Raw genomic sequence first — 17,878 nt, forward strand, 5'->3', positions numbered from 1 at the left:
ATAAATTATACGTTTTAGAATGGTAGCAAGAAGTGTATTGTTATCTGGGTATTACTCGGGAAAGATTTCCCTGCAGGTAAGTGCTATAACTAATAACGCCACAATAATACAAATTATTTTCAACAATTGAGGGATAAATTTTAAAAAGACCCTTATTTTTGCAGTCCGTAATACGGTAATGGCAATGATACAACGTATACAGACTGTTTATCTTTTTGTCGTAGTGCTTTTGGGAGCTGTCTTGCCTTTTTGGGCAAATCTTTGGTCGGACGGTGAAGGAAATGAAATATTTGCTAGGAACGAAGTATGGATTTCCTTGGTTTTCTATGGTTCTTCCATCTTAGCAGTAGTAGCTATATTGCTTTTTAAAAATAGAAAGAATCAATTTGTAGTAAACAGATTGAATATAATATTGAATCTTTTTTTACTGGGATTTTTCGTGTATCGATCGCTAAACTTATCCGGAGAGACCGTTGTCTCGGAGAAGGGTATTGGGATGTTGATTCCTGTATTTTCTATCGTTTTTCTGGTTCTGGCCAACAGGGCCATCAAAAAGGATGAAGATCTTGTAAAATCTGTAGATCGTTTACGTTGAACCTAACATCTTAGTAGTATTAGTGTGTAAGACCCTGGCTTGTTCCAGGGTCTTTTGCATATATGATTTTTTTCATTAGGATTTGTTCACATAGGAGTCCAAACGGTCGAACGTGGAGCCCCAACCATTGTAAAAGCCCATTTTTTCCTGTTGCCTGCAATATTCCTCGGTTTCATGCAGTACGTGAAAAGTAAAGTGGGTCGTATCCCCATTTTCCTCAAAATGGATATGTAATTCTACATTCTCCGTCATAGGCTTAAAATCTGCGGAAGTCACTATCTTTTCAAATTCAACGATTTCCGAATAGACGCCTTCCGTTATAAACGTACTCCCATCCGGCATTAGCATACTATATTTCCATCGGCCGCCTACATGAAAATTGTGCTCAATCACTTCCGTTTCCATTCCCTGGGGTCCCCACCAGTGGGCAATATGTTCAGGTTGCGTCCAAGCCTGCCACACCAGGGCCAAGGGCGCTTTAAAAGTTCTTTCTATGGTCAGGGTTCGGTTTTTTGCTTCTTCCGGAATACTCATTTTTTTGATTTATTGGCCTCCTCATTGGGTAGGCGGGTTTGTAATTTGGTTAAATAATCTTCAAAGGAATCCAGTTTGTCCTCCCAAAGTTTTTTGTATTGATCGATCCATAAAAAAGCTGGGATAAGCTCTTTGGGTCGTATTTGACAATAGCGCTCCCGGCCTTGCTTGTTGATGGCAATAATTCCGCATTCCTCAAGGATTTTGAGATGTTTGGAAATGGCAGGTCGGCTTACGTCAAATCTCTCAGCAACAGAATTTATGGTAAGCGTTTCCTCCGCCAATAGCTGAATAATGTCTCTTCGTACAGGATCGGCAATGGCTTGAAAAACATCTCTTCGCATTTTATGTAACCTTTCGGTTACAAATATATATGAAACCGTTCGGTTACGCAAATAGTTTCAACAAAAAAATGGAAAGCAGTTTTTGAATGGGAGCATACGCTATTGTTTGCCGGATATTTTTTCTTCATGCATTAGCTTGCCATCAACATCACAATGCATAAACTTAATAATCGGTATACCATCTTCCCGATAGACCTTGGTAGCTAAAAATCCACCTTTTACCCGCAAAAACCGATGTTCGGGTTTTACGTTGTCAGGATTCCATCCTTGGGCATGGGTATCGCTTACAGGTCCTTGGCTAAACTCCCAAAGACCCGTCTTAGGGTCCACGGAAACATATTGCCAATGCCGGTCACCATTGATTACAAATACGTTTTGGTCCGCAAGATACTGGCGTAACCACGTGCCCTCTGTCTCAAATGAAGCATTGGAATGATTATCGAATTTACCTTTGGGGCGGTCCGGTCCCACGATTGGAGTAGGGGAAACGAGTACTTTAAAGGTGGCATCCGAGGATTGTACGGTTTTTTTGAACCAATTAATTTGTTCACGGCCCCATATGGTCTTGTTCTTACCATCTGGAATATTGTTATCACTTCTAAATTCCCGTCCCTCTACGACCCATATCTGTAAATCCTTTCCCCAACGAAAGGTTCTATATGGTTTCCCCATAATCGGTACCTGCTCCCTCCAAATAGAAAGTCCGTCCTCAAAAGTTAATTCCCCAAATGGAGATGAATACGGGGTTGCGTCGTCCTTTAATAAGTCATGATCGTCCTTTTGGATGTACAAAGGCGTTGCCTTGTAGAAATCCGCTAGAGACGGCCAGGAATTCATGGCATGCCATTTATGCCTTGCCAGCGGAACCGTATAGGCCATGGGCCCGGGTTTGTCATAATACACATAATCCCCTGTTTGGCAATGAAACAATGGATCCAATTTTAACATACTATCATAAATCTTAAACCCACGTTCGGGGTTATCGTAGGACCAATAGTATTGGCATGTAGATGATGTAAACAATATGGGAACCGCTTCATTTTGGGATGGTGCAGTGGTAAATTTGCCTTTGATATGGGTTGTTGGCGATTCTTCTTCTTTTCTTCCCTCAATAGTAATGGTATATGTGGTATTGGGTCGTAGGTTTTCAAATTTTCTTTTAATGGTAAAGTCTTTGTAGGCCGAGACGTATGTCCACTTGGTCTGGATTAAGGTATCATTGGACAGCAATCGTACTTTTACTTGACCAAAGGAGCCTTCCACGGCCCCTTCCATATTATGTATGGAAGCAGTGTTATCAAAATCTATGGGGCTTTTAAATGGAGCCTCCTTCCGTTGGTGATGAACGGCCACAGGTTTGGATGTTTTGCATAAGCGCGTCAATAGAACTGCCGATGTATCGGTTACTTCTCCAATTTTAAACCCTGTAGTGAAGTATACTTGATTATCAATTTCTTGGGCCTTAAGATTGTGGCAAAGCGAGGAAGTAAGGAATAGGACGAGGAGTAAAATCTTGTTTTCCATTTTGACAGTATGCGAATATCGTTCTATGATTTGTTGTTCAGAATAGTACTTTTAAATGCTTAAAAGGCCCGAAAAATTCTTAAAAGTGTTGTTTCCCAAAATCTCTTTTAGGCGAAATATAGGAACATTTCGAGATGCAATTATTAGTATTATTTCAATATCAAAATCCTTAAAACTAAACCAAATCTACCGCTTGCCCAATTCTACCACCTCCAGATCCTTGATATTGTCCCCATCTATTACAAAACGCAACATGGTCCGTACCTGATGAAAGCCATGTCTTCCACAAGCCCCGGGGTTCATATGGAGCACGCCAAGCGTTTTGTCCATCATTACCTTTAGGATATGAGAATGCCCGCAGATGAACAATTTAGGAGGTTTTTCCAAGATTTTCTTTCGCGTTCTAGGATTATATTTTGGGGGATACCCTCCAATATGGGTCATGTATACATCTACTCCTTCACATTTAAATCGATTATCCAGAGGAAATTCCTTTTGGATTGTTGAATCGTCAATATTGCCATAGACTGCTCTTAGCGGTCTTAACTGGGTCAGGGTATCCGTTATCTTTAGATTTCCAATGTCTCCTGCGTGCCAAACTTCATCGGCCTGTGCCACATACTTCAAAATAGTAGCGTCCATATGGCCATGGGTATCCGAAAGTAGTAATATTCTTTTCATCCTTCGGGTTTAATCGATGATACGTTTAAGATTCCTTTTTCTACATTTGGACCCTGAGCATGTCGAAGGGTATCGGAGAGCAATAAAATTTTTGTCATTTTTAGCGTTTGCGGGATTTTGGAATAATCGGATAATTCAGACCAAACCTTGGTATCCTGTAAGAACCTTTATATTTACCATCACAAAACTAGTATATCCCTTTGAGATATTTTGTTCAATTCTCATACTTCGGTAAGTCGTATCACGGTTGGCAAAATCAGCCGAATGCCATTACCGTACAACAGGTTTTGGAAGAGGCTTTTTCCACGATCCTGAGACACCCCATAGAACTTGTAGGCGCCGGGCGTACCGATACAGGTGTCCATGCGCGACAAATGTTCGCACATTTTGATACGGAGCCCATAGCTAACCCTGCGCAATTAACGCATCGACTAAATGCATATTTACCAGCGGATATTGCCGTACAGCAAATCTTTGAGGTGCCCTCCAATGCCCATGCTCGTTTTGATGCCCTATCCCGAACCTACGTATATTGGGTCGTTCAGGAAAAGAACCCATTTTATGCGGATTCAGCCTATTATCTAAGACATCCTTTGGCTATTGGGCCTATGAACGAAGCCGCCAACTTATTGTTGGAACATCAGGACTTTGAATGTTTTTCCAAGTCCAATACGGATGTAAAAACTTATTTGTGCAACATCAAGGAAGCTTTCTGGCAGGATACAAACGACAAACTGATTTTTACCATCACCGCCAATCGCTTTTTGCGGAATATGGTACGGGCCATAGTAGGGACGCTGTTGGAAGTAGGTATGGAGCGATGGACGGTAGACGATGTTAATACTATCCTAAAAAGTGGAGATCGACAAAAAGCGGGCCCTTCCGTCCCTGCAAAAGGATTATATTTGACCACCATTGGCTATCCAAATACGATTGTAAGTACCCATGAACCAAGATTCGGGAAAAGCGTTTGATGTTCGCCTTTTTAAACGATTAATGGCCCATACCCGGCCCTACAGGCTTACCTTTTACGGGGTGGCCCTGGCAGCTATTCTATTATCCGTGTTTGCCGTATTAGGCCCATACATTCTACAAAAAATAATAGACGACGCAATTATCCAGCCAGATGCGCAGAAGCTATTATATCTTTCCTTGGGAATGTTGGGCGTCCTCTTGGCACAAGTTGTTAGCCAATTGTTATTCAACTATTACGCTAACTGGTTGGGTGAATCTGTTATAAAAGATGTGCGTATTAACCTCTTTCAACATATGTTGGGTTTCCGCATGAAATATTTTGATAATTCCTCGATCGGGGTTTTGGTGACCAGGGCCGTAGCGGATATGCAACGTATAGGGGAAATCTTTAGCCAAGGGTTTTTCATGATCGTGGCGGATTTGTTGAAAATGTTAGCAGCGGCGGCCATGATGTTGTACATGAATTGGAAGTTATCCTTATTGGTCTTTGTACTCCTCCCTATTATTTTATATGCCACACGACTTTTTCAAAGGGCAATGAAAGTAGCTTTTATAGAAGTCCGGGCCGAAGTGGCAAATCTCAACTCATTTGTACAGGAACGCATTACAGGTATGAAGATCGTGCAGTTGTTTACTCGGGAAAAGATTGAAAGTGACAAATTCCGGGAAATTAATGAGAAACATCAAAATGCTTGGCTGAAAACGGTATGGTATAATTCCATTTTTTTCCCAATTGCCGAAATCGTCTCGTCGGTAGCAGTAGGTTTAGTAGTTTGGTATGGAGGACTACAGAACGTAGCCAATATCACAGTAGATATTGCGGGAACCATTTTTGCTTTTATACTATACATTGAAATTCTTTTTAGACCGTTACGCCAAATAGCGGATAAATTCAATACCCTGCAAATGGGTATGGTGGCCGCCAATCGGGTATTTGGTATATTGGATACGAACAGTCACATTCAGGATGTGGGTACTATTGTGAAAGAAAATGTTCGAGGCGATATCCGGTTCTCAGCGGTGCGTTTTGGTTATTTGGAGGATGAGGAGGTACTCCATGGCATTTCCTTTGATGTTAAGGCAGGGGAAACCATTGCTATTGTAGGGGCTACAGGAGCTGGAAAATCTACCATCATTAACTTATTGAATCGATTTTATGAAATCAATTCCGGGACTATTTTCGTAGATGGAACGGATATCAAGGATTTTCAACTGGCTTCCTTGCGGTCTCATATTGCCGTGGTGCTGCAAGACGTATTCCTTTTTGCGGATACCATTGCCAATAACATTTCTTTGAAGGATGCGTCAATATCCGTGAAAGCTATTGAAGAGGCAGCCAAAAAAATAGGGGTACATGAATTTATCAGTAGTTTGCCGGAGGGATATGGATACAATGTAAAGGAAAGGGGCACTATGCTTTCTAGTGGTCAGCGGCAATTGATAGCATTTCTGCGGGCCTATGTAAGCAACCCGAGCATACTCATCCTGGACGAGGCCACCTCTTCCGTAGATACCTATTCCGAACAATTAATACAGCAGGCAACCGAGAAAATCACCCAGGGTCGTACTTCCATTATTATTGCCCATCGTTTGGCTACTGTAAAAAAAGCCAATAAGATTTTGGTTATGGATGCCGGAAGAATAGTGGAAACGGGAACCCATAAAGAGCTACTTGAAAGAGGCGGATACTATAGTAAACTTTACGAAGCCCAGTTCTTGGCGGAGGAAGTGGCCTAATTAAATAATATCGTCCTTCAGCATTGTGGCCAATTGTGTTAAATCACCAAAACTTACAAATCCCCCGTTTTTTATATAGGAGATGACCCCTGTCTCTTCGCTGACCACCAAGGCCAAAGCATCTGTCTTTTCCGTAATTCCCACAGCGGCGCGATGTCTCAACCCAAAACGCAACGGGATATTTCGTTCATTGGAAACCGGAAGGATAACCCTTGTAGCCACAATATGGTTATTTTCAATAACAGTTGCCCCATCGTGCAGTGGGCTGTTTTTGTAAAAAATACTCTCCAAAATAGGTTGGTTTACTTCAATGTACATGGGGTCTCCAGAAGACTTTACAAAATCCAGGGAGTTGTTTCTGCCAATAACAATAATGGCCCCTGTTTTGGTAGTGGCCATTTTTTCGCAAGCTCCCAAAATAGAATCCACATCGATACTTGATGACAACCCGTCCCCCCTTAAAAACTTAAAGTGCCTGATAAAGTTACGTTTATTGGCAAAATTTGTGGACCCTATCATCAGCAAGAATTTTCGGATTTCCTGTTGAAACACTATGATCAAGGCAATGAGTCCTACCTGCATAAAAGCTCCTACCATGCTGCTGATCATTTCCATTCCCAAAAGCTCCGTGAGTTTCCAGAAGGCCCAAACGATAACGATGCCTATAAAAATATTAATGGCCACGGAACCACGGACCAATTTGTAGATGTAATAGAGGAGAACTGCGACCAAAACAATGTCCAAGACATCGGTTATCTTAAAGTCGATAAAATTCAGAAAATCCAATTAATGGCAGTTTTTGTAAAATTAGGAAAAATAGATGAACAAAGAAGTTGAAGTTTTTATACCAAGGCCGCTGAAAGTTTTATACATTCCATAGCTTCCTTTACATCATGGACCCTTAAAATGGACACCCCTTTTTGCAGGGCATACATATTTAGGGCGGTAGTCCCGTTCAAAGCCTGTTTTGCATCAATATCCAACGTCTTGTATATCATTGACTTTCTGCTTAGCCCAGTAAGAAGGGGAAGTCCAAGATTCTGTAGGAGATCCAATTTTTGCAATAATTCATAATTCTGACTCAGGGTCTTGGAAAAACCAAAACCTGGATCAATAATAATGTCGTGTATTCCAAAGGAACGGGCTTTGGCTATCCGTTCTGAAAAGTAATATTGTATGTCAGGGATTAAATTATTGTAATCCGTCTGTTGTTGCATGGTCTTGGGTTCCCCCCTCATATGCATCAAAATGATGGGCACCTTCAATTGGGCTACCGCAGGTAACATGGCTTTATCCAGGTTTCCACCAGATATATCGTTGATCAATGCAGCACCGGCCTCTATACATTTTTCAGCTACCTTGCTCCTAAAAGTATCTATGGACAATACAATTTCGGGAAATTCATTGATGAGCAAATTGACAATCGGTAGGATTCGATCCAGTTCTTCCCTCTTGGAAATCAACTCGGCACCGGGTCGGGAACTTTGAGCGCCAACGTCAATAAAAGTAGCGCCTTCATCTAACATTTTTTCTACTTGGGAAACTATCGTTTTTTCATCCTTATATTTTCCTCCATCAAAAAAGGAATCCGGGGTAATATTAAGAATGCCCATTATCTTGGGTATTTTTAAATCTAGGAGTGTTCCCTTACAATTAATTGTCATACAAATTGGGTTGATGCTCGAGATTCATTATTCTCCAATAAGTTTAGATCACGAACTTTGACGATTCCAAATTTTTAAGCGAAATTTACGCAAATTACCAAAGAAATAAATGCAGCACACTTCCGAGCAATACGATGCCGTAATAAAAATTTGTCGGGATTTGTTCCAAAAAAAGATGAAGGATTATGGCAGTGCCTGGCGAATCCTTAGACTTCCTTCCCTTACCGATCAGATTTTTATAAAGGCACAACGCATCCGAGGTCTTCAGGAGAACCAGGTACGAAAAGTGGATGAGGACGAACAATCCGAATTTATTGGAATTATCAACTACGCCATAATGGCCCTCATCCAATTGGAAAAGGGAATTGCAAGCGAGCCGGATTTATCTGGGTCTGAAGCTTTGGTGCTTTATGATAGGCATGTGGCCGAAACCAAAGCCCTTATGGAAAACAAAAATCATGACTATGGTGAGGCCTGGCGAGATATGCGTGTAAGCTCATTGACCGATCTTATCTTACAAAAGATATTGCGGGTAAAGCAAATTGAGGACAACAAGGGGAAGACATTGGTAAGTGAAGGTATAGATGCCAATTATCAGGATATGATAAATTATGCCATATTCGCACTCATTCATTTGAACGCTAGTACCAAATCTGAAATTACGGAATGAAATATCTTGTCGGTTTTAGCCGCATATTTGTTGGGGTTTTATTTATTATCAGTGGATTTATCAAGTTGAACGATCCTGTTGGGTTTTCCTTTAAGCTGGAAGAGTATTTTAGCCAAGGAGTATTGAATCTCCCTTTTTTAGAACCCTATGCGCTCGCCATTTCTATTTTTGTTGTCATATTCGAGGTATTGTTGGGCGTGATGCTACTAGTAGGTTTTCGGGTAAAGTTTACAATTTGGAGCCTTTTGCTCATGATTGTTTTCTTTACCTTTCTTACATTTTATTCAGCGTATTTCAATAAGGTAACAGATTGCGGATGTTTTGGTGACGCCATTAAGTTAACCCCATGGGAATCCTTTACAAAGGATATCGTGTTATTGGTTTTGATAATGCTATTGTTCGTCGGGAAGAAGTATATAGGCTCAATTTTTGGCTCCAATACAAAACGGATACTGACCCTCGTTGCTCTGGTACTCTGTATTCTCTATGCGAATCATGTGCTTAACCATCTGCCGGTAATCGATTTTAGACCCTATAAAATTGGGGCGAATATTGAACAGGGCATGCTTGTTCCTGACGATGCACCCAAAGCTGTCTTTGAGTATGCATGGCGATTTAAAGTGAATGGGGAAGAACAAATAATCGTCACCAATGGAGAATATCCCTCTGTAGATGGTGAATTTTTGGATGTGGAAACAACCGAAATCCAAGAAGGATACGAACCACCGATTCATGACTTTACCATAGAACAAGAGGGTGAGGATTTTGCCTCTGCGTTGTTGCAAGAGCAGAAATTGGTTATGGTCATTGCCTACGATCTTCGAAAAACGGAAAGAAGTACTTACGTTGAAATCAAGAAAGTGACCGATGAGGCACTAAATAAAGGTTACAAAGTGATTGGAATGTCTGCTTCCAATGAAGAACAGACTAAAGGATTAGTAAAGGACTTTGGATTGAATTTTGACTTTTACTTTACTGATGAAACTACACTTAAAACTATAGTTCGTTCCAATCCTGGGGTACTGGTTTTACAACAAGGAACCATTTTACAGAAAGTACATTACAACGATTTGGATGAACTCCAATTTAATTGATGTTATGAAAAGCGAAAGACTTCTTCTTGGAATCTTTTTATTTTTGTTTTTGGGCGGAAATGCCCAAAAAGATACGTTTTCCGAGGAAGCTTTGAATGATGTTTTATTAACCGAAAAAGGTGAAAAGGTTTCTTTTAAATCCATATTGGATGAAAATAAGGGGCAAACAATTTTTTTGGATATTTGGGCTTCATGGTGCAAGGATTGCGTGGTGGGGATGCCCAAGGTCAAGAAATTGAAGAAAGAATATCCAAAAGTGTCCTTTGTGTACATATCGCTTGATAAGAACGAGACCCATTGGAAAAAGGGAATTCGCCGATTTGGAATTGAAGATGGGGCGCATTATTGGGCCACCAACGGCTGGAAATCCGATTTATTCAACGATTTGGACCTGGATTGGATTCCAAGATATATGATTTTGGATGGCTCTGGCAATATTGAACTGTTTAAGGCCATTAAAGCGGACGATGTAAAAATTTTAAATTACTTGAAAAACGAACAATATGAGAAGTAAAATAGTCGCAGGAAACTGGAAAATGAACAATAATTTAGAGGAAACGGAAAAACTACTTGCCGAACTCTCAGCCAAATTACCGGATACGGAAGCTGAAGTAATGGTTGCCCCTACTTTTGTGAATTTATCCCGTTCCGCCCATGTTTTGGAATCTTCAACAATTCAGGTTATGGCACAGAATATGCATTTTGAGGAAAACGGGGCCTATACCGGGGAGATTTCAGCTGATATGCTTCTTAACATAGGAGTGGATACGGTAATTTTGGGGCATTCCGAAAGAAGGGCCTATTTTGGGGAAACGGACGAGCTTCTTGCAAAGAAGGTGACCAAGGCATTGGTGAAAGGAATGCGGGTGATGTTCTGTTTCGGGGAAGAATTGGATGAGCGCAAGGCCGGAAATCATTTTAAGATTGTGGAAGGGCAGCTAAAGAATGCGCTTTTCTCCTTAGAAAACAGTGCATGGGACAGTATTGTGCTGGCCTATGAACCCGTTTGGGCCATAGGCACCGGAGAGACCGCTTCACCGGAACAGGCACAGGAAATGCATGCCTTCATTCGTAAAACGATAGCAGATGCCTACGATGCCTCCATTGCAGATAAAGTATCCATATTATACGGCGGAAGTGTAAAACCTGGGAATGCCCAGGAAATTTTCTCTAAGCCGGATGTGGATGGTGGACTCATTGGAGGAGCTTCCTTAGTGGCCGATGATTTTGTGGCAATCATCAAAGCGATTTAAATCTAGATCGTTTTGGGGAATTGACTTTTAATACGTTTGCTTAACCGGTGAGAGGCCTGGATTATGTTTTCAGAAAACCTTCTTTGCTAAAAACTGGAACATTGCCCAATACTATTTATATAGAATACACCTTTAAAATTCACCCTTTGCAACCTGCATCCGAAATTTTAATTGCGGAACTGGGCGAATTGGGTTTTGAAAGTTTTGTAGAAACGCAGGAAGGTGTCCAGGCTTATCTTCAAAAACAAGATTGGAAGGAAGATATCTTGGATTCGGTCTTTATTCTAAAGAACCCTTATTTTAAAATCTCCTATCGACCCAAGGAAATAGAACAGGAGAACTGGAACGTTACTTGGGAAAGGAATTTTAATCCAATTCAAGTCGACGATCTATGCACGGTCCGTGCGCCATTTCATGAAAAATCCAACTCAAAATACGACATCGTTATTGAACCGAAAATGAGTTTTGGAACCGGCCATCATGAAACTACCCATATGATGTTGCAACATATATTGAGTTATGATTTTGAGGGAAAATCCATATTGGATATGGGAACCGGAACGGGAGTCTTGGCAATATTGGCGGAGATGAAAGGGGCAATCGATATTGATGCTATTGATATTGATCATTGGTGCTATCTTAACGCATTGGAAAATGTGCAGCGGAACGATTGTCATAACATTCAAGTTTTGGAAGGAGACTCCTCCATAATTCCACAGCGCAAGGAATACGATATTATTTTAGCCAATATCAATAGGAATATTTTGTTGAAGGATATAGCGGTCTACGCGAACTGCCTGAAACCAAATGGTTCACTTTTTTTAAGTGGGTTTTATTATGATGATATTATTGTGATTTCCGCAAAATGTACCGGCGTAGGTTTGAAATTTGAAAAAAATATTGAAAAAAATAATTGGGTTGCCGTAAAATATGTATTTTAGAATATCTTTAAGTTTATGGTTAAAAACCTTGTAATGAGCACTAAAGAAAAAATATCCGAAGAGCTCCTTTTAGAAGAGGAAACGATAAAGCCAAATGAGATAATCCTCTTTAACGATGATGTAAACACCTTTGAACATGTCATCGAAACCTTGATCGATGTCTGCGATCACTCTCCCGTACAAGCGGAACAATGTTCATTGATTGTCCATTACAATGGAAAATGTACGGTGAAAACGGGTGAATATAAAGACTTGGAACCTAGATGCAGTAGATTACTACAAGCAGGATTGAGTGCGGAAATCGTTTAAGGTAGGAGCATTTTTATTCAATGAGGTAGCTTATCCTTTAAGACACCGTATACAAAGGTGCCTAGAACTGCGGCAGCAATAACGATTAACATACTAAATACTCCTGTACCTAAAAGGATATACATAGGCCCTGGACAAGCACCACCCAATGCCCAACCCAGCCCGAAAATACTACCGCCAATAATATAACGGACAAATCCCCTATCCTTAGGTGGAAGATGTATGGCATCACCATCAATACTTTTAAGATTTGTTTTTTTTATCAACCAAAGAAACAACATCCCAAGAAATACAGCTGAGCCAATAATTCCGTACATATGGAAGGATTGAAATTTGAACATTTCAAAAATTCGATACCAGGATACGGCTTCGGACTTTACCAGGACAATCCCAAAAAAAATGCCCACAAGAAAGAATTTTAAAAGCTTCATGTTCCAAAAATTAGAGGTAGCAATACATGTGTCATAATAAGTCCACCCGCAAAGAAACCTATCACCGCAATAAGTGAAGGCAGTTGGAGGTTACTCAATCCCGTAATGGCATGGCCGGAGGTGCACCCCCCAGCATAGCGTGTGCCAAAACCGACCAAAAATCCTGCAACGATCAATATGGCCAAACCTTTGAGGCTAAAGACACTCCCCCAATCATAAATTTCAGCAGGAAGCAGGGATTCTCCGGCATTATAAAAACCCAATTCACGCAAATCTGAAACAGTTTCAGGATTAAGGGCAATAGTGGAACCATCGGACAGGAGGGTAACGGCTATAAAGCCACCGAAAATGGCACCCAAAACAACAACGAGGTTCCACCGATAGGTCTTCCAATCAAATTTAAAAAAGTCCGAATACTTTCCGGCACCACCTATACTACATAAAGTTCTTAGATTGGAGGACATCCCAAAGGTCTTCCCAAAATAGACCAAGATCAAGAGTACCAGGGCAATCAATGGGCCCGAAACATACCAAGGCCAAGGTCGTAATAAAAAATCCATAGCAATTCGCTTTTTGTCAAAAATAATAGGTTGCTGTCCCGTATCGTGTAATATAAGTTACATACTTTAATTATTGTGAAGTTCCAATATCGGAAATAATAGGTACACTTTTAAATACCAGCACACAATCTGTTGTAAAAGCATTAGGAGACCAATAGCTCTTCTTTTTAGTCCCTAAACAATCCAACATGCGATATGGGTAAATTTCTTTACTTGTCAGCTTATGGGTCCATGATTTTTGGAACGGTTTTTCGCTATACTAAATTATATTTCCAAAACCTTATATTACCAACTATGAAATCACTTGCTTTTACTTATTTTTAGCATTGATTTCCACCAGTACACATACAAATGGTGGTATTTATGACTATGACCATGGTAAAAATTCACTCCCTTTTCTTTGTCCTCATCATTGTACTTTTTTTTTCTTGCGGTAGCGAAATTGAATCAAAAGACAGCCCTGGGGAGACTATTCTCGGTTATGTAGACCCCTTTATAGGTACAGGGGGGCACGGGCATACCTATCCAGGTGCCACTGCTCCGTTTGGAAGGATACAACCAAGTCCTGACAATGGTATTACAGGATGGGATTGGTGTTCGGGATATCATGTTTCGGACTCTATCATCTCTGGCTTCGGACAACTGCATCTCAGTGGAACGGGGATAGGTGATTTAACGGATGTACTCTTAATGCCTGCTACAGAAAAGGTTGATGTTACACTTTTTGGGAGCGGTAGGGATACCTTGCCGTACACTTCCAAGTTTTCACATGCCAATGAAAAAGCCTCTCCAGGGTACTATCAGGTTTTTTTGGAAGACCCTGAAATAGATGTAGAGTTGACAGCAAATGATTATGTAGCTTATCATAGATACACGTATAAAAACAAGGAAGAAGTTTCCTCTTTTATTCTTGATTTAGGTTACGAGGTGAACTGGGACAAAGCAACGGGCAGTACTACACAGCTCGAAAACGACACCTTGATTTCCGGTTATCGCTTCAGTAAAGGTTGGGCAAGGAATCAAAAGGTGTTTTTTGTTATTGAAACATCAAGGCCTATTAAGTATTACAGTTTGGCGGTAGATGGAGTAGCAATGCAGGATACCAATACAGTTACAGGTACAAAAACCGGAGGACAATTCTATTTTGATGGGCATAAGGGCTCAGTAGAATTGAAGGTGGCCGTTTCTTCAGTCGGTATAGAGAATGCAAAGATGAACCTAAAATTATATGGTTCTCAAAGTTTTGATGAGGTACGACTTGAAACCGAAAATAGTTGGAATAGTTTGCTCGATAAGATTCATATTGAAACCCCAGTAGATTCATTAAAAACTATTTTTTACACTTCGCTCTATCATACGCAAGTCGCTCCAACATTGTTTGGTGATGCCAATGGCGAATTCCGTTTACAAAATGACAGTATCACCAAAGCCCAAGGATTCCACATGTATTCCACACTTTCCCTGTGGGACATCTTTAGAGCGCAAACCCCACTTTTGGGTATATTGGATTCTGAACTTGTAAATGATATGGTACAATCCATGCTTACCTATTATGATCAAAGTGGGGTTTTGCCGGTTTGGGTACTTTCCGGAAACGAAACTGGGACCATGCCCGGATACCATTCCGTTTCCATTATTGCCGAAGCCTACTTAAAGGGCATTCGGGATTATGATACGGACAAGGCTTTTGAAGCCATGAAAAAAACAATGATGGGCGATGAAAGAGGATTGGCCCCCTATAAGGAATTTGGGTATATCCCTTACGATATAATGGATCAATCCGTTTCCATGAGTCTGGAGCTAGCTTATAACGATTGGTGTATGGGCCAAGTGGCAAAGGAAATGGGTAAAAAACAGGATTATGAATATTTCAACGAACGTTCTAGGGCCTATCAAAATTTCCACGACCCCAACTCGGGATTTCTAAGAGGTAAATCCTCGGACGGCGCTACCTTTCACGAACCTTTTGACCCCAAGGTGGCCAACCATATTGAGGATACAGATTACACCGAGGGTAATGCCTGGCAACATAGTTGGTATGTACTGCACGATGTTGAGGGCCTAATAGAATTACATGGCGGAAACGAACCCTTTTCCAAAATGGTGGAGCAACTTTTTACCGAGAGCTCAGAATTAAAGGGAGACAATGTTTCAGCGGATATCTCAGGATTGATCGGACAATATGCACATGGGAACGAGCCTAGTCATCATATCGCCTACATGTTCAATAAAGCAGGCCAGCCTTGGCGTACCCAATATTGGGCAAGGGAGATTTTAAATTCACAATATACTACCCAACCGGATGGCTTGAGCGGAAATGAAGATTGCGGACAAATGTCTGCTTGGTACGTTATGAGTGCCATAGGTATGTATCCTATGAACCCCGCTTCCCTGGAATATGAAATAGGAAGTCCGCTATTCAAAAAATCGACCATCAAATTACCAAATAATAGAACATTCGTAATTTCAGCTCCCGATACATCAGATGAAAATAGATATGTGCAGTCGGTAATGCTCAACGGAGAACCTTTGAATAGAACTTACGTACGGCATAGTGAAATTGTTTCCGGTGGTACTTTGGATTTTGTCATGGGCCCCCGACCCAACAAGGTTTGGGCAGTTGCACCAGAGTAGTCGATAAAATGATAGGCTCAAGGAAATTCAAAAGACAGTAGTTTTTCGTAAACCATAAACCAAACTTTAAAGACCAATCAACTCATATATGGAACTATCAAGTATTGACCTCGGAATAATTATCGGCTATGTAGTGATTACGGTTCTTTTTGGACTTTGGGTTTCAAAAAGGGCTTCCAAGGATATCGATTCTTATTTTTTGGGAGGCAATGAAATACCCTGGTATTATTTAGGGCTTTCCAACGCCTCGGGCATGTTCGATATTTCGGGTACCATGTGGGCGGTGACCATTATGTTCGTTTATGGCCTTAAAAGTGCTTGGTTGCCTTGGTTATGGCCCATTTGGAACCAAGTATTCATTATGGTCTTTCTGGCCGCTTGGCTAAGACGTTCCAATGTAATGACGGGAGCCCAGTGGATAACCTATCGTTTTGGCAAGACCTTTGGCGCCAAATTATCGCATATTATCGTTACCGTTTTTGCTATCATAAGCACTTTGGGTTTTATTTCTTACTTCTTTGAGGGCATCGGGAAGTTTGCGACCATATTTTTTCCTTGGGACCTCGCTTTTGAATTGGGTCCTTTGGCAGTTAATTCAGAACAAGCCTATGCCTTGGTTATCATCGGACTTACCACTATTTATACGTTAAAAGGAGGTATGTATAGTGTTGTTGGTACCGAAGTCCTGCAGTTCATTATTATGACGATTTCATGCTTTGTCATAGGCTATATCGCCTTTAATTCAATTACGGCCGATCAAGTAACCGCTGCCGTACCAGAGGGTTGGCATAATGTCTTTTTTGGCTGGGAATTGGATTTGGATTGGACGGGGTATATAGATAGTGTAAATACCAAGATCGAAGAAGACGGTTTTTCCCTTTTTGGGTTTTTGTTGATGATGATGATCTTTAAGGGTATTTTCGCCAGTTTGGCCGGTCCTGTGCCCAGTTATGACATGCAACGCGTACTCTCCACACGTAATGAAGTAGAAGCTTCCAAAATGAGCGGTTTGACCATTGTAGTACTCTCCATACCAAGATACTTGATGATCGCCGGTTTTGCCGTTTTGGGAATTGTATATCTCGGCCCCGAATTGCAGGCTATGGGAGAGGGAATTGATTTTGAGACCTTGCTTCCGGTCGCCATTCAACGCTTTGTTCCAATAGGTTTCAAAGGTCTTTTGTTGGCAGGTCTTTTAGCTGCCTTTATGGGAACATTTGCAGCCTTTATCAATGCCGCTCCAGCCTATATTGTAAATGATATTTATAAAAAATACATCAACCCAAATGCTTCAGCAAAGACCTATGTACGCTACAGCTATTTATCTTCCATTATCATTGTGGTAGTAGGACTTATTGGCGGATTCTTTGCTTCTTCCATCAATACCCTTACATTATGGCTTACTTCAGCTCTGTACGGCGGGTACGCCGCGGCCAATGCGCTAAAATGGATTTGGTGGCGGTTTAATTCTTATGGATATTTTTGGGGAATGTTGGCCGGTCTTGTCGCGGCGACCATAGTCCCACAATTATACCCGGATACGGCCGCAATCTACTTATTTCCACTGATATTGCTTATTTCCTTTATAGGTTGCTTCCTAGGTGTAATTTTTGCAAAACAGGATGATATGGAGGTGTTAAAACATTTTTATAGAACAACAAAACCATGGGGTTTCTGGAAACCCGTTATTCGAGAGATACAAAAGGAAGACCCTGGTTTTGAACCGAATAGGAATTTTTTAAGGGATGCATTTAATTGTTTGGTAGGTATTGTTTGGCAGATGACCTTTGTCCTTTTCCCCATTTACCTCATAATTAAGGAATATTATAGTATGGCCTTTGTGGTTCTCCTAATGATAATCACATCCGTAATCCTGAAAAGGACTTGGTATGACAAGTTAAAATCAAGTGAGTTAGTAGACAAAAACTGAAT

Annotated in this window: 19 protein-coding genes; 11 read left to right on the forward strand and 8 right to left on the reverse strand. The window is 40.9% G+C overall.

Annotation, left to right across the window (positions count from 1 at the left end; genetic code table 11):
- Positions 1 to 184: 184 nt before the first annotated feature.
- Positions 185 to 595 (forward strand): DUF4293 domain-containing protein, encoded by a 411-nt coding sequence (locus tag ACP2AF_RS10865; protein ID WP_425236177.1) that lies wholly within the window; start codon positions 185 to 187, stop codon positions 593 to 595.
- 75 nt (positions 596 to 670) lie between these two features.
- Here the strand turns inward: ACP2AF_RS10865 and ACP2AF_RS10870 are convergent, their stop codons facing one another.
- From ACP2AF_RS10870 to ACP2AF_RS10885, 4 genes are all read right to left on the reverse strand, one after another.
- Positions 671 to 1,129: an SRPBCC domain-containing protein gene (locus tag ACP2AF_RS10870; protein WP_425236178.1), complete on the reverse strand. Its 459-nt coding sequence runs from the start codon at positions 1,127 to 1,129 to the stop codon at positions 671 to 673.
- Positions 1,126 to 1,473 carry an ArsR/SmtB family transcription factor gene (locus ACP2AF_RS10875; RefSeq protein WP_120713182.1) on the reverse strand — a complete coding sequence of 116 codons (348 nt, stop codon included), beginning with the start codon at positions 1,471 to 1,473 and terminating at the stop codon, positions 1,126 to 1,128. The genes ACP2AF_RS10870 and ACP2AF_RS10875 overlap by 4 nt, the downstream gene beginning before the upstream one ends.
- Positions 1,474 to 1,572: 99 nt before the next feature.
- A complete protein-coding gene (locus tag ACP2AF_RS10880; protein ID WP_425236179.1) occupies positions 1,573 to 2,997 on the reverse strand; it encodes an alkaline phosphatase D family protein in 1,425 nt (474 codons plus the stop codon).
- Positions 2,998 to 3,183: 186 nt separating this feature from the next.
- Positions 3,184 to 3,678, reverse strand: a complete 495-nt coding sequence (locus ACP2AF_RS10885; RefSeq protein WP_425236180.1) for a metallophosphoesterase family protein — start codon at positions 3,676 to 3,678, stop codon at positions 3,184 to 3,186.
- 200 nt (positions 3,679 to 3,878) lie between these two features.
- Here ACP2AF_RS10885 and truA point away from each other — a divergent pair, with 200 nt between their 5' ends.
- Complete coding sequence (gene truA, locus ACP2AF_RS10890) at positions 3,879 to 4,652, forward strand: tRNA pseudouridine(38-40) synthase TruA (protein WP_425236181.1); 774 nt, start codon at positions 3,879 to 3,881, stop codon at positions 4,650 to 4,652.
- The gene (locus ACP2AF_RS10895) at positions 4,624 to 6,390 is read left to right on the forward strand and encodes an ABC transporter ATP-binding protein (RefSeq protein WP_425236182.1); all 1,767 of its coding nucleotides are present in this window, start codon (positions 4,624 to 4,626) and stop codon (positions 6,388 to 6,390) included. The genes truA and ACP2AF_RS10895 overlap by 29 nt, the downstream gene beginning before the upstream one ends.
- Here ACP2AF_RS10895 and ACP2AF_RS10900 read toward each other — a convergent pair whose 3' ends face one another.
- Both ACP2AF_RS10900 and folP read right to left on the reverse strand, forming a co-directional pair.
- The gene (locus ACP2AF_RS10900; protein WP_425236183.1) at positions 6,391 to 7,176 is read right to left on the reverse strand and encodes a diadenylate cyclase; all 786 of its coding nucleotides are present in this window, start codon (positions 7,174 to 7,176) and stop codon (positions 6,391 to 6,393) included.
- Between the two features lie 56 nt (positions 7,177 to 7,232).
- Positions 7,233 to 8,054: a dihydropteroate synthase gene (gene folP, locus ACP2AF_RS10905; protein WP_425236184.1), complete on the reverse strand. Its 822-nt coding sequence runs from the start codon at positions 8,052 to 8,054 to the stop codon at positions 7,233 to 7,235.
- A gap of 109 nt (positions 8,055 to 8,163) precedes the next feature.
- Here folP and ACP2AF_RS10910 point away from each other — a divergent pair, with 109 nt between their 5' ends.
- The 6 genes from ACP2AF_RS10910 to ACP2AF_RS10935 all read left to right on the forward strand — a co-directional run bounded on the left by ACP2AF_RS10910 (position 8,164) and on the right by ACP2AF_RS10935 (position 12,321).
- Entirely contained in the window at positions 8,164 to 8,724 is a 561-nt protein-coding gene (locus ACP2AF_RS10910) for a DUF1599 domain-containing protein (protein ID WP_425236185.1), read from the forward strand.
- On the forward strand, positions 8,721 to 9,818 hold the full coding sequence (locus ACP2AF_RS10915) for a BT_3928 family protein (RefSeq protein WP_425236186.1): 1,098 nt from the start codon (positions 8,721 to 8,723) through the stop codon (positions 9,816 to 9,818). Before ACP2AF_RS10910 ends, ACP2AF_RS10915 begins: the two co-directional genes overlap by 4 nt.
- Positions 9,819 to 9,822: 4 nt before the next feature.
- Positions 9,823 to 10,332, forward strand: a complete 510-nt coding sequence (locus ACP2AF_RS10920; protein ID WP_425236187.1) for a TlpA family protein disulfide reductase — start codon at positions 9,823 to 9,825, stop codon at positions 10,330 to 10,332.
- Positions 10,322 to 11,071, forward strand: a complete 750-nt coding sequence (gene tpiA / locus ACP2AF_RS10925) for a triose-phosphate isomerase (RefSeq protein WP_425236188.1) — start codon at positions 10,322 to 10,324, stop codon at positions 11,069 to 11,071. Before ACP2AF_RS10920 ends, tpiA begins: the two co-directional genes overlap by 11 nt.
- A gap of 101 nt (positions 11,072 to 11,172) precedes the next feature.
- Positions 11,173 to 12,012: a 50S ribosomal protein L11 methyltransferase gene (prmA, locus tag ACP2AF_RS10930; protein ID WP_425236189.1), complete on the forward strand. Its 840-nt coding sequence runs from the start codon at positions 11,173 to 11,175 to the stop codon at positions 12,010 to 12,012.
- 33 nt (positions 12,013 to 12,045) lie between these two features.
- On the forward strand, positions 12,046 to 12,321 hold the full coding sequence (locus tag ACP2AF_RS10935; protein WP_425236190.1) for an ATP-dependent Clp protease adaptor ClpS: 276 nt from the start codon (positions 12,046 to 12,048) through the stop codon (positions 12,319 to 12,321).
- A gap of 17 nt (positions 12,322 to 12,338) precedes the next feature.
- Here ACP2AF_RS10935 and ACP2AF_RS10940 read toward each other — a convergent pair whose 3' ends face one another.
- Positions 12,339 to 12,752, reverse strand: coding sequence for a DUF6691 family protein (locus tag ACP2AF_RS10940; protein ID WP_425236191.1), 414 nt, complete (start codon positions 12,750 to 12,752; stop codon positions 12,339 to 12,341).
- Positions 12,749 to 13,312 (reverse strand): YeeE/YedE family protein, encoded by a 564-nt coding sequence (locus ACP2AF_RS10945; protein WP_425236192.1) that lies wholly within the window; start codon positions 13,310 to 13,312, stop codon positions 12,749 to 12,751. The genes ACP2AF_RS10940 and ACP2AF_RS10945 overlap by 4 nt, the downstream gene beginning before the upstream one ends.
- 363 nt (positions 13,313 to 13,675) lie before the next feature.
- Between ACP2AF_RS10945 and ACP2AF_RS10950 the strand changes: the two genes are divergently transcribed.
- Both ACP2AF_RS10950 and ACP2AF_RS10955 read left to right on the forward strand, forming a co-directional pair.
- Positions 13,676 to 15,946 (forward strand): GH92 family glycosyl hydrolase, encoded by a 2,271-nt coding sequence (locus ACP2AF_RS10950; RefSeq protein ID WP_425236193.1) that lies wholly within the window; start codon positions 13,676 to 13,678, stop codon positions 15,944 to 15,946.
- 88 nt (positions 15,947 to 16,034) lie between these two features.
- On the forward strand, positions 16,035 to 17,876 hold the full coding sequence (locus ACP2AF_RS10955) for a sodium:solute symporter family protein (protein ID WP_425236194.1): 1,842 nt from the start codon (positions 16,035 to 16,037) through the stop codon (positions 17,874 to 17,876).
- Positions 17,877 to 17,878: the final 2 nt, after the last annotated feature.

Source organism: Ulvibacterium sp. (assembly GCF_965248315.1).
Classification (GTDB): domain Bacteria; phylum Bacteroidota; class Bacteroidia; order Flavobacteriales; family Flavobacteriaceae; genus Ulvibacterium.